The sequence below is a fragment of the Mesorhizobium sp. STM 4661 genome (assembly GCF_000359125.1).
Lineage (GTDB): Bacteria > Pseudomonadota > Alphaproteobacteria > Rhizobiales > Rhizobiaceae > Mesorhizobium.
The window spans coordinates 1-14,021 of record NZ_CAAF010000042.1 but is presented as its reverse complement, the minus strand read 5'-3'; the positions used below and the strand labels follow the sequence as shown (position 1 = coordinate 14,021).

The 14,021-nt window shown below is 62.5% G+C and carries 18 protein-coding genes; 7 read left to right on the top strand and 11 right to left on the bottom strand.

Annotated features, from left to right (window positions below; translation table 11 throughout):
• Positions 1–597, bottom strand: a 597-nt coding sequence (locus MESS4_RS13540) for a carboxypeptidase-like regulatory domain-containing protein (protein WP_036241236.1), incomplete at its 3' end; no start/stop codon positions are given.
• Positions 598–711: 114 nt separating this feature from the next.
• Between MESS4_RS13540 and MESS4_RS13535 the strand changes: the two genes are divergently transcribed.
• Complete coding sequence (locus MESS4_RS13535) at positions 712–1,323, top strand: TIGR00730 family Rossman fold protein (protein ID WP_006331324.1); 612 nt, start codon at positions 712–714, stop codon at positions 1,321–1,323.
• A 172-nt stretch (positions 1,324–1,495) separates the two neighbouring features.
• Complete coding sequence (locus MESS4_RS13530) at positions 1,496–2,497, top strand: transporter (protein ID WP_006331323.1); 1,002 nt, start codon at positions 1,496–1,498, stop codon at positions 2,495–2,497.
• A gap of 12 nt (positions 2,498–2,509) precedes the next feature.
• Here the strand turns inward: MESS4_RS13530 and rarD are convergent, their stop codons facing one another.
• The 8 genes from rarD to cysS form a co-directional block, all read right to left on the bottom strand.
• Complete coding sequence (rarD, locus tag MESS4_RS13525) at positions 2,510–3,415, bottom strand: EamA family transporter RarD (RefSeq protein ID WP_006331318.1); 906 nt, start codon at positions 3,413–3,415, stop codon at positions 2,510–2,512.
• An 83-nt stretch (positions 3,416–3,498) separates the two neighbouring features.
• On the bottom strand, positions 3,499–5,115 hold the full coding sequence (gene cimA, locus MESS4_RS13520; protein ID WP_036241231.1) for a citramalate synthase: 1,617 nt from the start codon (positions 5,113–5,115) through the stop codon (positions 3,499–3,501).
• A gap of 197 nt (positions 5,116–5,312) precedes the next feature.
• Positions 5,313–6,317, bottom strand: coding sequence for a prolyl aminopeptidase (pip, locus tag MESS4_RS13515; protein WP_006331314.1), 1,005 nt, complete (start codon positions 6,315–6,317; stop codon positions 5,313–5,315).
• The gene (locus MESS4_RS13510) at positions 6,314–6,790 is read right to left on the bottom strand and encodes a GFA family protein (protein ID WP_081609731.1); all 477 of its coding nucleotides are present in this window, start codon (positions 6,788–6,790) and stop codon (positions 6,314–6,316) included. Before MESS4_RS13510 ends, pip begins: the two co-directional genes overlap by 4 nt.
• On the bottom strand, positions 6,787–7,278 hold the full coding sequence (locus tag MESS4_RS13505; RefSeq protein ID WP_006331310.1) for a GFA family protein: 492 nt from the start codon (positions 7,276–7,278) through the stop codon (positions 6,787–6,789). Before MESS4_RS13505 ends, MESS4_RS13510 begins: the two co-directional genes overlap by 4 nt.
• A 6-nt stretch (positions 7,279–7,284) precedes the next feature.
• Complete coding sequence (locus tag MESS4_RS13500; RefSeq protein ID WP_006331309.1) at positions 7,285–7,671, bottom strand: VOC family protein; 387 nt, start codon at positions 7,669–7,671, stop codon at positions 7,285–7,287.
• The gene (locus tag MESS4_RS13495) at positions 7,668–8,075 is read right to left on the bottom strand and encodes an endonuclease domain-containing protein (RefSeq protein ID WP_006331308.1); all 408 of its coding nucleotides are present in this window, start codon (positions 8,073–8,075) and stop codon (positions 7,668–7,670) included. Before MESS4_RS13495 ends, MESS4_RS13500 begins: the two co-directional genes overlap by 4 nt.
• A 178-nt stretch (positions 8,076–8,253) precedes the next feature.
• On the bottom strand, positions 8,254–9,750 hold the full coding sequence (cysS, locus tag MESS4_RS13490; RefSeq protein WP_006331307.1) for a cysteine--tRNA ligase: 1,497 nt from the start codon (positions 9,748–9,750) through the stop codon (positions 8,254–8,256).
• Positions 9,751–10,149: 399 nt separating this feature from the next.
• Between cysS and MESS4_RS32170 the strand changes: the two genes are divergently transcribed.
• Entirely contained in the window at positions 10,150–10,305 is a 156-nt protein-coding gene (locus MESS4_RS32170) for a hypothetical protein (protein ID WP_081609728.1), read from the top strand.
• Positions 10,306–10,371: 66 nt separating this feature from the next.
• Here MESS4_RS32170 and MESS4_RS13485 read toward each other — a convergent pair whose 3' ends face one another.
• On the bottom strand, positions 10,372–11,133 hold the full coding sequence (locus MESS4_RS13485) for an SOS response-associated peptidase (protein WP_006331306.1): 762 nt from the start codon (positions 11,131–11,133) through the stop codon (positions 10,372–10,374).
• A 119-nt stretch (positions 11,134–11,252) separates the two neighbouring features.
• On the opposite strand from MESS4_RS13485, the gene MESS4_RS13480 reads away from it, so the two are divergent.
• From MESS4_RS13480 to MESS4_RS13465, 4 genes are all read left to right on the top strand, one after another.
• Complete coding sequence (locus MESS4_RS13480) at positions 11,253–11,669, top strand: NUDIX hydrolase (protein ID WP_006331305.1); 417 nt, start codon at positions 11,253–11,255, stop codon at positions 11,667–11,669.
• A 51-nt stretch (positions 11,670–11,720) separates the two neighbouring features.
• Entirely contained in the window at positions 11,721–12,098 is a 378-nt protein-coding gene (locus MESS4_RS13475) for a TIGR02301 family protein (protein WP_006331304.1), read from the top strand.
• A gap of 363 nt (positions 12,099–12,461) precedes the next feature.
• Positions 12,462–12,719 carry a hypothetical protein gene (locus MESS4_RS13470; protein WP_006331303.1) on the top strand — a complete coding sequence of 86 codons (258 nt, stop codon included), beginning with the start codon at positions 12,462–12,464 and terminating at the stop codon, positions 12,717–12,719.
• A 61-nt stretch (positions 12,720–12,780) separates the two neighbouring features.
• Positions 12,781–13,584, top strand: coding sequence for a hypothetical protein (locus MESS4_RS13465; protein ID WP_006331302.1), 804 nt, complete (start codon positions 12,781–12,783; stop codon positions 13,582–13,584).
• 37 nt (positions 13,585–13,621) lie between these two features.
• Here the strand turns inward: MESS4_RS13465 and MESS4_RS13460 are convergent.
• On the bottom strand, positions 13,622–14,021 hold a 400-nt coding region (locus tag MESS4_RS13460; protein ID WP_036241229.1), incomplete at its 5' end, for a nucleotidyl transferase AbiEii/AbiGii toxin family protein.

The window sequence follows — 14,021 nt, the reverse complement described above, 5'->3', positions numbered from 1 at the left end:
TGTTTCCGGCTTCTTCTCGGGCGCGGGAACCGTCAGCAGCTCAGATGGCTTGCCCGGTTCCTCGACCATGGCCAGCACCTGGCCCGCCGGATTCTGGGGAATGGAGACGACAGCGGTCTGTGCCGAGTTGATCACCACTGTGCCAGTCGAGCGCAGCGTGATCGTATAGTCGCCAGGCTTCAGCGGATCGTCGAGAGCGATGGCAAAGGCGCCATCCGGACCAGCGACCGTTGAACCTAGAACCGTCGAACCGTTGAGAACCTCGACCTTGGCGCCGGGCGCCGCATTGCCGGCGATGACGATCGAGCCGTTGCTTTCGACCCGCACGATGTCGAAGGTCGGCGCGATCGGACCGGCCGCGGCGGGTGCCGCCGCATCCGGTACTGGTGAAGCCGGCGCCATCGCGTTGGTGCCGGGCGCGGGTGCGGCCGGTGCCATCGCATCAGTAGCCGCCGGAGGCGGTGTCAGCGCCGCTACTTCCGCCGGCGGCGTGCGATTGAGATACGGGTCGAGCGCGCCCGATACATAGGCGGTTCCTGCGGCCGCGACGGTCCCACCCGCCGCGAACAGAAACGCCTTCAAAGGATTAATTGCCATAGTTCCTTGCCCCTTAGCCACCTAACGCCGGTCTAGCCTGTTTTGCCCAGATCGACAAGAAAAAGCCCGCTCCGGGCTTGACCACATCTGCCGTCCCTATCACCTATCATCGGCATGAATACGATTCGATCCGTCTGCGTCTATTGCGGCTCGTCTCCCGGCCGCGATGAGACCTACGCCAAGGCCGGGCACCTGCTTGGCCGCTCGATTGCCAGGTCCGGCCTGCGTCTGATCTATGGCGGCGGCACCAAGGGGATCATGGGAGCCGTCGCCGAAGGCGCCTTGCGGGCCGGCGGCAAGGTGACGGGCATCATTCCGCGCTTCCTGATCAACAAGGAAGCAACCGAAACCGCGCTTAACCGGCTCGATGAACTGGTGATCACCGACAACATGCACGAGCGCAAGCACAGGATGTTCGAAAAATCCGACGCCTTTGTGGCACTGCCGGGCGGTATCGGTACGGTCGAGGAGATCGTCGAGATCATGACCTGGGGCCAGCTCGGCCACCACCGCAAGCCGATCGTCTTCGGCAACATCAAGGGGTTCTGGGATCCGATGCTTTCGCTGCTCGACCACATGTCGGCCGAAGGCTTCATCCACACCGCCCAGCGGGTCAGGCCGCTGGTGGTCGACGACCCTGAAGCCATCGTCGCCGCCATCATGGTGGCGGGATCCTCGGTCGATGCGCCAACCGAGGGCGTGCAGTCGGTGATCGACAAAATGTAGGGGGTAAGGGAGTAGGGCAGTAAGGCAGTATGCGAATTGCCGAGAACGGCTCTCCCTACTGCCTGTGACCGGCTGTCAACAAACTGTCACACGAAACCAGAAGCGCCCATGCTAGGATTCACGGCCGGCCGCCACTGCGCGGCGCTGCGTTCAAGAAACTGGCGAAGCGTCGATGAATATCGCTCTCAATCCGGAAGGCACCGACCTGTCCCCTTATCTGCCCGACGAGCACGGGCTGTTCTTCATCTATCACTTCACCGCCGAGGGCGTGCTCACCAAGGACGCTGCGCAAGCGCACTGGACCTGGCGCAGCTACCAGCTCTCCGACATGCGCGCTCGCCACGAGATCGCCGCCGATCAGGCTTTGCCATTGCCGGTGCGCGAAGCCTTCCTGTCCGCCAGCCATGGCTGCCACATCGACCTCGAGGATGATTGGCTCTATGGCGATCTGCCGGATCTGCGCCACGACTATTCGGCGGAAGCCGGCGGACTTGGCCATTTCCGCTTCGCCCTCAACGACACGATGCTGGTCGGCGCCCGCAAGCAGCCGCTGCAGTCGGTCGACAATATCCGCAAGGCGATCGAGAACGGATCGCGCAAGTTCCGCTCGCCGGCCGAACTGATCGAGGCTGTCGTTGGCCAGTCGTTCGACGGCATGGTGGCGGAACTCACCAGCCTCGGCGATACGCTCGATGGCATCGAGGATCGTATCGTCTGCGACGCATGGCACAATGAGCGGCAGGCGCTTGTCGACGCGCGCCGGCGTCTGGTGGTGATCCACCGGCAGATGGCGACGCTGAGCAATCTGTTCCGCCATCTCGACCATTCGCATCGCAACGACCTGCCAGACACAATCAACGACATGGCGGCGCGGCTCTCGCACCGGGCGCTCACGCTCTATCATGACGGCGAACAATTGCAGGCACGTGCCCGGCTGTTGCAGGACGAATTGATGGCCAAGCTGACGACGGAGTCGAATCGCCTGCTCTACGTGCTCTCGGTGATGACGGCGGTGCTGCTGCCGATGACCATCATCTCCAGCCTGTTCGGCATGAATGTCGGCGGCCTGCCGTTCCTGGAAACGCCTTCCGGTTTCTGGATCGTCACCCTGTTTGCGTTCGCCGTTGCTGCCGTGGTTTTCTACGTGGTCACGCGGCTGGGCCGCAACGTTTAAGGCGCGTCGCGTTCAAGCCTTTCTCGCCGAGGTGAACATCGACCAGGAGTAGATCGCCAGCGCCGTCCAGATAAGGCCGAAGGCGATGGCCTGAGTGCTGCCGAAGGGTTCGCCGAAAATCAGCACGGCGATCAGGAACACAATGGTCGGCGCGATATACTGCATGATGCCGATGGTGGAGAGGCGCAGCAGCCTCGCCCCGAACGCGAACAACAGCAGTGGCACGGCGGTGACCGGGCCGCAGCCGATGAGCAGCGCGGTGTCGGCGGCATTGCCTGATACAAAATGGTCCTGACCGTTGGCGATCAGGAAGACGATGTAGGCGAGCGCCGGCACCGACAGCAAAAGCACTTCGAGCAGGAAGCCCTGGCTCGGGCCGATCGGCAGCGTCTTGCGGAAGAAGCCGTAGGCGGCGAAGGAAAAGGCCAGCGCCAGCGACACCCAGGGCAGCTTGCCGGCGTCGACGGTCAGCACCGCGACCGCGATGGCCGCCAGCACCACTGCCGCTATTTGCAGCCGGTCCAGCCGCTCGCCAAGCAGCAGCGCGCCGACAACGACGCTGACCAGCGGGTTGATGTAGTAGCCGAGCGCGGTCTCGACGGTGCGATCGACGGCGATCGCCCAGACATAGATACCCCAGTTGACCGAGATCAGCGCCGCCGTGAGCGCGGCCATCGCGATGGTGCGCGGGGAACGGATCGCGGCCTTGAAGTCCGCCGTGCGGCCGGCCCAGACAAGGACGGCCGCGGCGATCGGCACAGACCAGACGATGCGATGCGCGATGACTTCGGCCAGCGGCAGATGCGCAACCGCCTTCATATAGAAGGGCAGCAGCCCCCACAGGAGATAGGCGCCCAGCGCCAGGAGGAAACCGCGACGGGCATTGTCCGCGTCCAGTTGGAGTGCTTGCGTGGCCATGGCCCAACGCTATGCGCCAGCCATCTTGCCAAGACCATCGCAAATTGCTGATGGATCAATGGACTTTCGCTGATGGTTCAACCCTATTCGGCCGCGACCAATCCTGCCATCTCGCGGTTCTTCATCAGCTTGTAGACGATCGAATCCATCAGCGCTTGGAAGGACGCGTCGATGATGTTTTCGGAGACGCCGACCGTCCACCAGCGGGCACCGGTGGCATCATGCGACTCGACCAGCACACGGGTGATCGCCTCGGTGCCGCCATTCAGAATACGCACCTTGAAGTCGGCGAGTTCGAGGTCGGCGATCTCGTTCTGGTACTTGCCGAGATCCTTGCGTAGCGCGATGTCGAGCGCATTGACCGGGCCGTGCCCTTCGGCCACCGACATCTTCTCCTCGCCCTCGACCAGCACCTTGACGATCGCCTCGGAGACCGTCTTCAGATTGCCGTTGGCGTCGAAGCGGCGCTCAACCATGCAGCGGAACGAGGTGACATGGAAGAATGCCGGCAGGCCGTGCAGCATCTTGCGCGCCAAAAGCTCGAAAGACGCGTCGGCGCCTTCATAGGCATAGCCCTCGGCCTCGCGTTCCTTGACCACTGATATCAGCGCGTCGAGCCGATGGTCGTCCTTGGGCACGTCGATGCCGCGCCGTTTCAGTTCGGCGAGGAAATTGGCCTTGCCGCCCTGATCCGAGACCATGACGCGGCGCCGGTTGCCGACGGCTTCCGGGGGCACATGCTCATAGGTCGCCGGCTCCTTGGCCAACGCCGAGGCATGGATGCCGGCCTTGGTGGCGAAGGCGGAGGCTCCGACATAGGGCGCCTGCGCTTCCGGCGCGCGGTTCAGCAATTCGTCGAACGCGCGCGACAGGCGCGATATGCCGGTCAGCGCCTCGGCCGAAATGCCCGTTTCGAAACGGTCGGCGAAAGCCGGCTTCAACGCCAGCGTCGGTACGATCGAGATCAAATTGGCGTTGCCGCAGCGCTCGCCGATGCCGTTCAGCGTGCCCTGGATCTGGCGCACGCCGGCCTCGACGGCGACGAGCGAATTCGCCACCGCCTGGCCGGTGTCGTCATGGGCATGGATGCCGAGATGGTCACCCGGAATGCCCGCCGTGATGACCTTCTCGACGATGGCGCGGACTTCCGATGGCTGCGAGCCGCCATTGGTGTCGCACAGCACCACCCAGCGTGCGCCGCCATTGTAGGCGGTCCTTGCGCAGGCAAGCGCATAGTCGGGATTGGCCTTGAAGCCGTCGAAGAAATGCTCGCAGTCGACCATCGCTTCCTTGCCAGCGGCAACCGCCGCTTCGACCGAGGCCTTGATGGATTCGAGGTTCTCCTCGTTGGTGCAGCCGAGCGCGACACGGACATGGTAGTCCCAGCTCTTGGCGACGAAGCAGATGGCGTCCGACTGCGATTGGACGAGTGCCGCGAGACCAGGATCGTTGGAGGCTGACACCCCTGCCCGCTTGGTCATGCCGAAAGCGACGAATTTGGCGCTGGCCGTGCGCTTCTTCTGGAAGAAGGCGGTGTCGGTCGGGTTGGCGCCGGGATAGCCACCCTCGACATAGTCCATGCCGAACTCGTCGAGCAATTTGGCGATGGCGATCTTGTCCTCGACCGAAAAGTCGATGCCCGGCGTCTGCTGGCCATCGCGCAGGGTGGTGTCGAAGAGGAACAGTCTTTGCTTTTTCATGATGGCAAGGTGCTTGTGCACCCCCCTCTGTCCTGCCGGACATCTCCCCCGCAAGGGGGGAGATCGGCAGCTTTGCTGACGGCGCTCTTCCTGCAACGTCGGCGATTGGCGAAAACAACGGCGACATCCAATCTCCCCCCTTGCGGGGGAGATGGCCGGCAGGCCAGAGGGGGGTGGGAAGGATCGCCGTACATCGACTAGTTCTTCCCCGCAAACCGATCCGTTGCCCGGATCAGCCGGTCGAGAATCCCAGGCTCGGAATAGGCATGGCCGGCGCCCTCGACCAGGTGGAAGTCCGCTTTCGGCCAGGCCTTGTGCAGCGCCCAGGCGTAGCGCGCCGGGCACGGCATGTCGTAGCGTCCGTGGACGATGGTGCCAGGAATATCCCTGAGCTTGTACGCATCGCGCAACAATTGCCCTTCCTCCAGCCAGCCGGCATGGACGAAGTAATGGTTCTCGATGCGGGCGAAGGCGACGGCGTAGTCGTCCTCACCGAACGGGCCGCTGGTTTCGGGCTCCGGCAGCAGCGTGATCGTCTCGCCTTCCCACAGGCTCCAGGCGCGGGCAGCCTCGATCTGCGCCTTGCGGTCGCTGCCGACCAGCCGCTTGCGATACGCAGCCATCATGTCGCCGCGCTCGGCCGCGGGGATCGGCGCCAGGAACCGCTCCCATTTGTCGGGGAACATTTCCGAGACGCCGAACTGATAATACCATTCGAGCTCGGCCCGGGTCAGCGTGTAAATGCCGCGCACGACCAGTTCGCTGACACGGTCGGGGTGCGTCTGAGCATAGGCCAGCGCCAGCGTCGAGCCCCATGAGCCACCGAACACCAGCCATTTGTCGAAGCCGCACATCTGACGCAACCGCTCGATGTCGGCGACCAGGTGCCAGGTGGTGTTGGCTTCGAGCGACGCGTTGGGGGTCGACTTGCCGCAACCGCGCTGGTCGAACAGGATGACGTCGTAAAGCTTCGGATCGAACAGCCGCCGGTGCTTTGGCGAGATGGTGCCGCCCGGCCCGCCATGCAGGAACACCGCCGGCTTGGCGCCTTTGGTGCCGGAGCGCTCCCAATAGACCTGATGGCCATCGCCGCCATCGAGCATGCCGGTTTCAAAGGCCTCGATCTCGGGATAGAGGCTGCGCAATTCGTTGCTTACAGGTTCTGGGCTCACAGCTTTTGGGCTCACGGCTTCCGGGCTCATAATTTCAGGCCCTGCCGCGGCCAGTTGGCCGTCTCTTGATCCGGGTGCTGGAAGGAGATGATCTGCTCCTGCCTTGCATAGTAATCCGGATCATCATGGACCGGCGCGTCGAAGATGGTCTCGACCCAGGGCAGCCTGGCGGCGTAGTTGACCTGGATCTGGGGCGCGAGGTCGGAGCGGTCGTCGAAGGCGCCGATGGCGATCTCGAGCCCGCCGGGCTGCCGGTAGGTCAGCGGCGTGCCGCAACGGGCGCAGAAGCCGCGATCGATATTGACCGACGACTGGAAATAGCTCGGTTCCTCATGGGTCCACTCGACGCCATCCTTCGGCACCGTCACCAGAGCGCCGAAGAACGAGCCGAACTGTTTCTGGCACATGCGGCAATGGCAGATGGACGGGCGGCCGAGCGCACCGTTGATGCGGAAGCGCACGGCGCCGCACTGGCAGCCGCCGGTTCGAACTTTCTCGGTCATGATCTTTCCTTTGGCGGCCATTGTTCGGTGTCGTGGTCGGGATGCTGGTAGGAGACGAGTTCGGCGAGATAGGGCGCCGACGAGATATCGGCCATCGTGTCCTCACCAGGCAATTCGTGGATGCGATCGACATAGGGAAGTTTTGCTTCGGTGCCCCACTGAATCAGCGGCACGATTTCCTGCGGCTCGTCGAAGGCGCCGATGGCGAGGCCGACACCGTCCGGCGCGGTGAAGGTCAGCGGCGTACCGCAATCGGCGCAGAAGCCACGTTTGACATGGTTGGACGAGCGGAAATATTTCGGCTGGCCGCGCGTCCAGTCGAGTTTAGCGCCGCGCACCGAGACCAGCGGCGCATAGAAGGCGCCGAACGCCTTCTGGCACATGCGGCAATGGCAGACGGAAGCGTCACCCAGCGCGCCTTCGACGCGGAAGCGCACGGCGCCGCACTGGCAGCCGCCCGTATAGACCGGCCGGTTGTCGAGGCTCATCGCAATTCACTCCGGAGCATGGCACACCGCCTCGACATTGTTGCCGTCGGGGTCGAAGACGAAGGCGCCGTAATAATTCGGGTGGTAGTGCGGGCGCAGGCCCGGCCCGCCATTGTCCTTGCCGCCGGCGGCGATTGCCGCCGCGTGAAAGGCGTCGACCTCGGCGCGGCTGCGCGCGGTGAAGGCGACGTGCTGGCGGTCCCTCGGTCTGTCCTTGCCGGCACTCAGCCAGAAAACCGGCCGTTCCCGGCCATAACCGCCGACCTTGGCCCCGCCGGTATATTCCGTGGGCACCATATAGAGCAGCGACGCACCGAGCGGCGCCATCGCCTTGTCGTAGAAAGCCTTCGACGCGTCAAAATCGGAAACGGTGATGCCGAGATGGTCGATCATGGAACTGCCTCCTTTGTTGGTTCGTCGGATGGCGTTTCGGCGGCGGCCAGGCCGGCCTCGATCACGATGTGCTGGCAGACATTGTCGATGTCGCGGATGACGTCGTCGTTCCAGAAGCGCAGGATGGTCCAGCCCAACGCTTCTAGCCTCGCGCTTCTTGCCACATCGGATGCCGAAGCTTCAGCCCGTGCGTGCTGAGAGCCGTCCAGCTCGACGATCAGCTTTTTGGCGGGGCAGGCGAAATCGACGATGTAGCCGGCGATAGGCATCTGCCGCCTGAAGGGCAATCCCATCAGCCTGTGGGCTCTAATCTCGTTCCACAGCTTCAGCTCGGCGTCGGTCATGGCTTTGCGCATCTTGCGCGCATTGCCGCGGTTGTTGGCGGGTACCGGGAAATGCGTCATCGCGTTTCGCCCCCCTCTGTCCTGCCGGACATCTCCCCCTCAAGGGGGGAGATCGGCAGTTTCACCGGAGGCGCCCAATCATCAACGTAGGCGATTGGCGAAAGCCGAAGTGACGTCCAATCTCCCCCCTTGAGGGGGAGATGCCCGGCAGGGCAGAGGGGGGTGCTTGGCGCCATCCTCACCGCTTCACCTCCCACGTCGTCACGCGTTCGCCGGTGATCGGATCCTTGCCGTCCTTCAACTGTATGCCTTGCGATAGCAATTCGTCGCGGATGCGGTCGGCATCGGCCCAGTTCTTGGCGGCGATGAGGGCAAGGCGTTCCTGGACTCGGCGATTAATAGGAGCGTCAAGTTGTGACACCAGAAGATCATAACGCCCCATTAGGTCGGCGTCGAAGAGCCCAATTAAGTCTAACGCCTCCCCCAGTTGCCGATGTTCGCTGCCTCTTGCGAATTGTCGAACAAGAACGAGTGCCTCGGACGAATTCAGGTCGTCTTTTAACGCCTGCACTACTTCAGGCACGTTGTCGTAGCCAAGGCCTGGCTGGAAGCCAATTTCCTTCAGCTTCTCGTGCCATTCTATGACTTCTGAACGTGCAAGCTCAAAACGCGCCGACGTCCAATCTAGTGGACTTCGATAATGGGTTTGGAGCATCGCAAGCCGCATGCCCAACCCATTCCATCGGCGAACCACCTCTCGTTGAGCCATGGAAGTTTCGAGTTCGAACATTGCGAAGCGTAGTTCAGAATTCAGGATCTCATTTATCGTTAAGAAATTGCCCAGACTCTTGGACATCTTCTGGCCCTCGACCTGCAGGAAGCCGTTGTGCATCCACACATTGGCCATCACCGCGGTGCCGTGTGCGCAGCGCGACTGGGCGATCTCGTTCTCGTGGTGCGGGAAGATCAAATCGAGGCCGCCGCCATGGATGTCGAAGACCTCGCCGAGATAGGCGGCCGACATCGCCGAGCACTCGATGTGCCAGCCCGGCCGGCCCCTGCCCCATGGGCTGTCCCAGCCCGGCTCCTCCGGCGACGACAGTTTCCACAGCACAAAATCCTGCGGGCTCTTCTTGTGCGCGTCGACGGCGACGCGGGCGCCGGCCTGCTGCTCGTCGAGATTGCGCTTCGACAATTGGCCGTAATCCGGCATCGAGGCGGTGTCGAACAGAACTTCGCCTGCCGCAACATAGGCATGGCCGCGTTCGATCAGGCGTTGAATCAAGGAGATCATATCGGCCTTGCCGTCGGGCCTGGGTTCGACGAATTCGGTGGCGCGCGGCTCGACCGTCGGCTCGAGGCAGCCGAGCATCGCCACATCCTTGTGGAACTGATCGGCGGTCTTTTCGGTGACCCTTCGGATCGCCTCGTTCAACGACAGCTTTCCCGAGGCGATCTCGGCGCCGAAATCACGCAGGGCGCGGTCGTTGATCTTATCGTCGACATCCGTGATGTTGCGCACATACGTGACGTGCTTTTCGCCGTAGAGTTGGCGCAACAGACGGAAGAGCACATCGAAGACGATCACCGGCCGCGCATTGCCGATATGGGCAAAGTCGTAGACCGTCGGGCCGCAGACATACATGCGCACATTACGCGGATCGATCGGAACAAAATCTTCCTTCGTCCGCGTCAGCGTGTTGTAGAGGCGCAGGCCCTTCGATGCGTCAGACATTCATGCCTTCCCGGTCCGGTACTTTTGTTTGGGCTGGGAGTCATCGTCGCGCCGAGACGCCAGTCAGATTCCAGCCTGCTGGCCGGGGCGTTTGTCCACTCTAGGGAAAGATGAGGCGAAAACGTCCGGACCAGCGCGAGGCTAGCCAATAATGCAAATGCCACAAATGGCGAAAGACGTTTTCATGAGCGGCTTTATCGCCTCACCCGGTGTTGCCGTCAAGTCGCAACAGCAAGCAAAAGCGTCGCTGGATCACAGGTAATTATGCGCTGAAACATTTTATTAAACATGTCGGCACAGTCATGAAACATTCGCCGGCTAGATCACCACACGTCACGATTTGGTCGGATTCGACCAGCAAACGCAGACACGAAGACGTTACCAGGGAAGATGAAGACAATGCCTCGAACCAGCCAAGAAACCAACCGCGCCAAGCAACCGACGCTGGCCAGCCAGTACCGGGCGATCGGCCCAGCCGCGATCGTCGCCGCCCTTCTCCACACCGCGAGGAAGAAGAAGCCGGCGCAGAAGATCACATCGCCGCGCGCTGCCTGACGTCACGTGCGACCGGCGTCATATGCCGGCAGTGAAGGCGCCGAGAGGTGCCAGGAAAAGCAGCAGCTAGAACAAGGTCATCTGGCTGTCGTCCGCGCCGGGCTTCTGGCGCCTGACCTTCTCGGGCTCCGGCCCGACGACGCCCCTCACCTGAATCTCCGGCCCGGTGTTGGCGACCTTGTTGACAAGGTCGGAAACCGGGACGGCTTCGAAGAAATCAGGCTGTGCCGGCCGCAATAGGTCGACGACGTCGCGCGGCTCGAGCGTGCGGCAGTCCAGCCAGCGGGCGAAATCCTGCGAGTGGATCACCACCGGCATCCGGTCATGGATGTGAGCGATGTCGGTATTGGCATGGACGGTCAGGATGGCGCCGGTGTCCATTTCCGAACCGCCCGGCTCGGCATAGGTCTCGATCAAGCCGGCGAAGGCGAGCAGCCCGCCATGCCTGGGCCTGATCCAATAGGGCTGCCCCCTCTTGCCACCAGTTTGCTGCCATTCGTAGAACCCCGAGGCCGGCACCAGAGCGCGACGGTGGCGCATGGCGGCACGGAACGAGGCCTTTTCCGCCGCTCCTTCCGAGCGTGCGTTGAACAGCAGCGGAAACTCCCTGGTATCTTTCACCCAAGCGGGGATCAGCCCCCAGCGCACCAGCATCGCCTGTCGGTCAGGCAGGTTCGAACCCGGCGCAAGCGGCGGACCGGCGTGCGCCATCAGCACCGGCTGCGTCGGCGCGATGTTGTAGCGGGCCGGAAAGTCCTCCAGTTCCGCCAGCCCGAGAAAGGCAGCGGTCTGGTCCGGCGTGGCGGTCAGGGCAAAGCGTCCGCACATGAAATCAACTTTCGAACTGGTGACATGTGAAAGTGGCGATGGAACCCGCCTTTCGCAACCGCTAAAGCTGTTCGCCGACGGCCGGTCCACAACGGGCTATGTCTATCAAGCGGGAACTCATGCAAACACGCAGGATCATTCCGGCAGTCTCGGTCGCCGTCGTGCATGGGAACACGGTGCTGCTGGTCAAGCGGGCCAGGCCGCCCTCGCAAGGCCTCTACGCCTTCCCGGGCGGCAAGGTCGAAGCCGGCGAGACGCTGGAGGAAGCAGCGGCCCGCGAATTGCTGGAGGAAACCAGCCTGCGCGCGGACGGCTATCGGCCGCTGCGCGAAATCCACATCGATGGCAGCGACGAAGACCATCCGGTCGACTATCTCTTGACGGTGTTCGGCGCGACCTATGCCGGCGGCGCGGCGATAGCCAGCGATGACGCCGAGACAGCCGCCTTTTATACGCTCAGCGAGATGACGGCGTTGCCGCTCGCGGGCTCGGTGTTTGCGGTGGCCGAGGAATTGCTCGGGAATGCAGGGGAATAACTCCCCAAGAAATCGCCTTGCGGACGACAAATTGTTTGGCCACATGGACTTATGACCCGCGCCTCGCTGTTCCTCGCAGCTTGCCTCGCCGCCAGCATGGCTGTCGACGCGCGGCCGGCGTTCAGTGCCGAGGCGCCTTTCGAGCCCGGGCTCATGCGGCTGGCGGAGGTGCTTGGCTCGCTGCATTTCCTGCGCAATCTGTGCGGCGAGAAAGGCGACCAGTGGCGGGTCGAGATGGAGAAGCTGATGGCTTCGGAAAATCCCGACCCCGAACGACGCGCCCGCTTCATCGCCAGTTTCAACCGCGGCTATCGCTCCTTCGGCGGCACCTACACGCAATGCACCGCCTCGGCGACGGAAGCCATCAGCCGCTACATGAAGGAAGGCGAAACGCTGTCGCGCGACATCGCCTCGCGCTACGGCAACTGACGGCAAATTCTCGGCCGTCTTCCGACCCGGCGCCGTTCGCCACATTGGCATTTGACCCTCCCTCCTTGTTTCCAACGGCGTCTTGGTGCAATCCTGATGTTGCACTTCTGCAACAGCATTAACGAAACGTTACGGCATGGATGTGGAATTAACTCAAACTGAAGGTTTTCATCCCGCTCGCCGGTCTAATCGGCTAAGTTTTGAATCGGATCGAACGCAGGTTTGCAAGACGCGACGGGCTTTGTCGAAAACGACCCAATAAATGTCGTATTTACAATGGCTTATTGGATCTGCGTACAAAAAGGATAGCCCAAGCCGGATCCGCATCCGCCGGATCGCCGCTTGAAAAGGGTGGACATCGCAATGGAACATGGCGTCAACGACATCGACGCGCTGGTCAGGGAAGAAAAGCGCCTGACCGCCGTGGAAAGCCACAGCGAGGCCTGGGCGGAAGGACTTTCGGCCGGGATCGAGCCGGAAATCATCGCCGAGGCGGCGCTGGAAACCGCGTTTGGCGAGATGCTGCGCGCCAATGGCGAGACTTCCGCCCTTGCCCTGCTCGACCGCATGCGTGAAAAAGTGATAGCCGGGGCTTTCCAACCGGAAAGGTTGACACACTGAACCGGCATCCTGGGCGGGCGCGGGCACTTGTAAAGGCCCGAGAACCAGGGAGGAGCAGGCAGTGATTTTTTCGATGTCAGGCAAGCCGGGTGGCTTGGCCCTTAGCATCTGGCTCACCGTCTGCTGCGCGGCGATTCCGCTTACCCTATGCCTGACGATCAGCCCCGCCCATGCGCTGAGTGAAATCAAGCGTGAGGATCTTCCCTCGCCGGTCACGCCGCCCGCCAATGACGACATGTCGCCGCCTGGAAACGCGGTGCCGCTACCCGACCCGCCCGGCACCACGCCGCCCGCGGCCAGCCCGGCGACGCCGTCCGACGAGCCGGAAAAGACAGAACCGGAGGGGCCGGCGAATGATGGCGGCATGGCCAGCCCGCGCGCCGATCCGGATGCTCCCTTGCCCGAAGTCGTCTACGACCTCGGCAAGCTGCCGGAGCCGGTTCGGCGCATGCACGATTTGATGGTCGAGGCCTGCAAGAGCGGCGACATCGAAAAGCTCCGGCCGCTGATCGGCACGGGCGATGCGATGACCCAATTGTCGCTGAGCGAAATCGACGGCGACCCGATCGCCTTCCTCAAGGGCCTTTCGGGCGACACGGAAGGTCAGGAAATCCTCGCCATACTGGAAGAGGTACTCAATGCCGGCTTCGTCCATGTCGATGCCGGCACGCCGCAGGAACTCTATGTCTGGCCGTATTTCTTCGCGCTGCCGCTGGACAAGCTCGACGCCAAGCAGCGGGTCGAGCTGTTCAAGATCGTCACCGCCGGCGACTATAACGACATGAAGCAGTTCGGCGCCTACATCTTCTACCGGGTCGGCATCACGCCTGCCGGGCAGTGGACGTTCTTCGTCGCCGGGGATTGAGCTGCCGAACTCCAACGTCCTGTCTCGACCCTGCTATTTATTGGCGCGGACCGATGCCCGCACCTGGCCAGAGGCGAATGCCTTCATTTCGAAGAGCCGAAATAGCAGCTTCGGCCGCCTTGGTGTCCATTTGCAAGGATTCGGCTGCGTTGCGCAGTTCGTCCCTATCCTGAAGTTTGTTCACCACCCATACGATTTTGTGCTGGATATCCGACCCATAGGCGGTTTGCGCCTTGCCAAGAGCATCGATCGGGATTTCCTGATAGGCCCTGACCAGCATTCCGAGATCGATAGCATCGCGGTATGCGGTGGCACGGTCCTGACATCGATCGGCATTCGCCAACAGCTTCTCGGCAAACATATCCGCGGCAATCAGGGAAGGTACATTCAAATCGTCGTCGAAATGGCCTTGCAGTTGGATGCGGCCTTCGCGGATG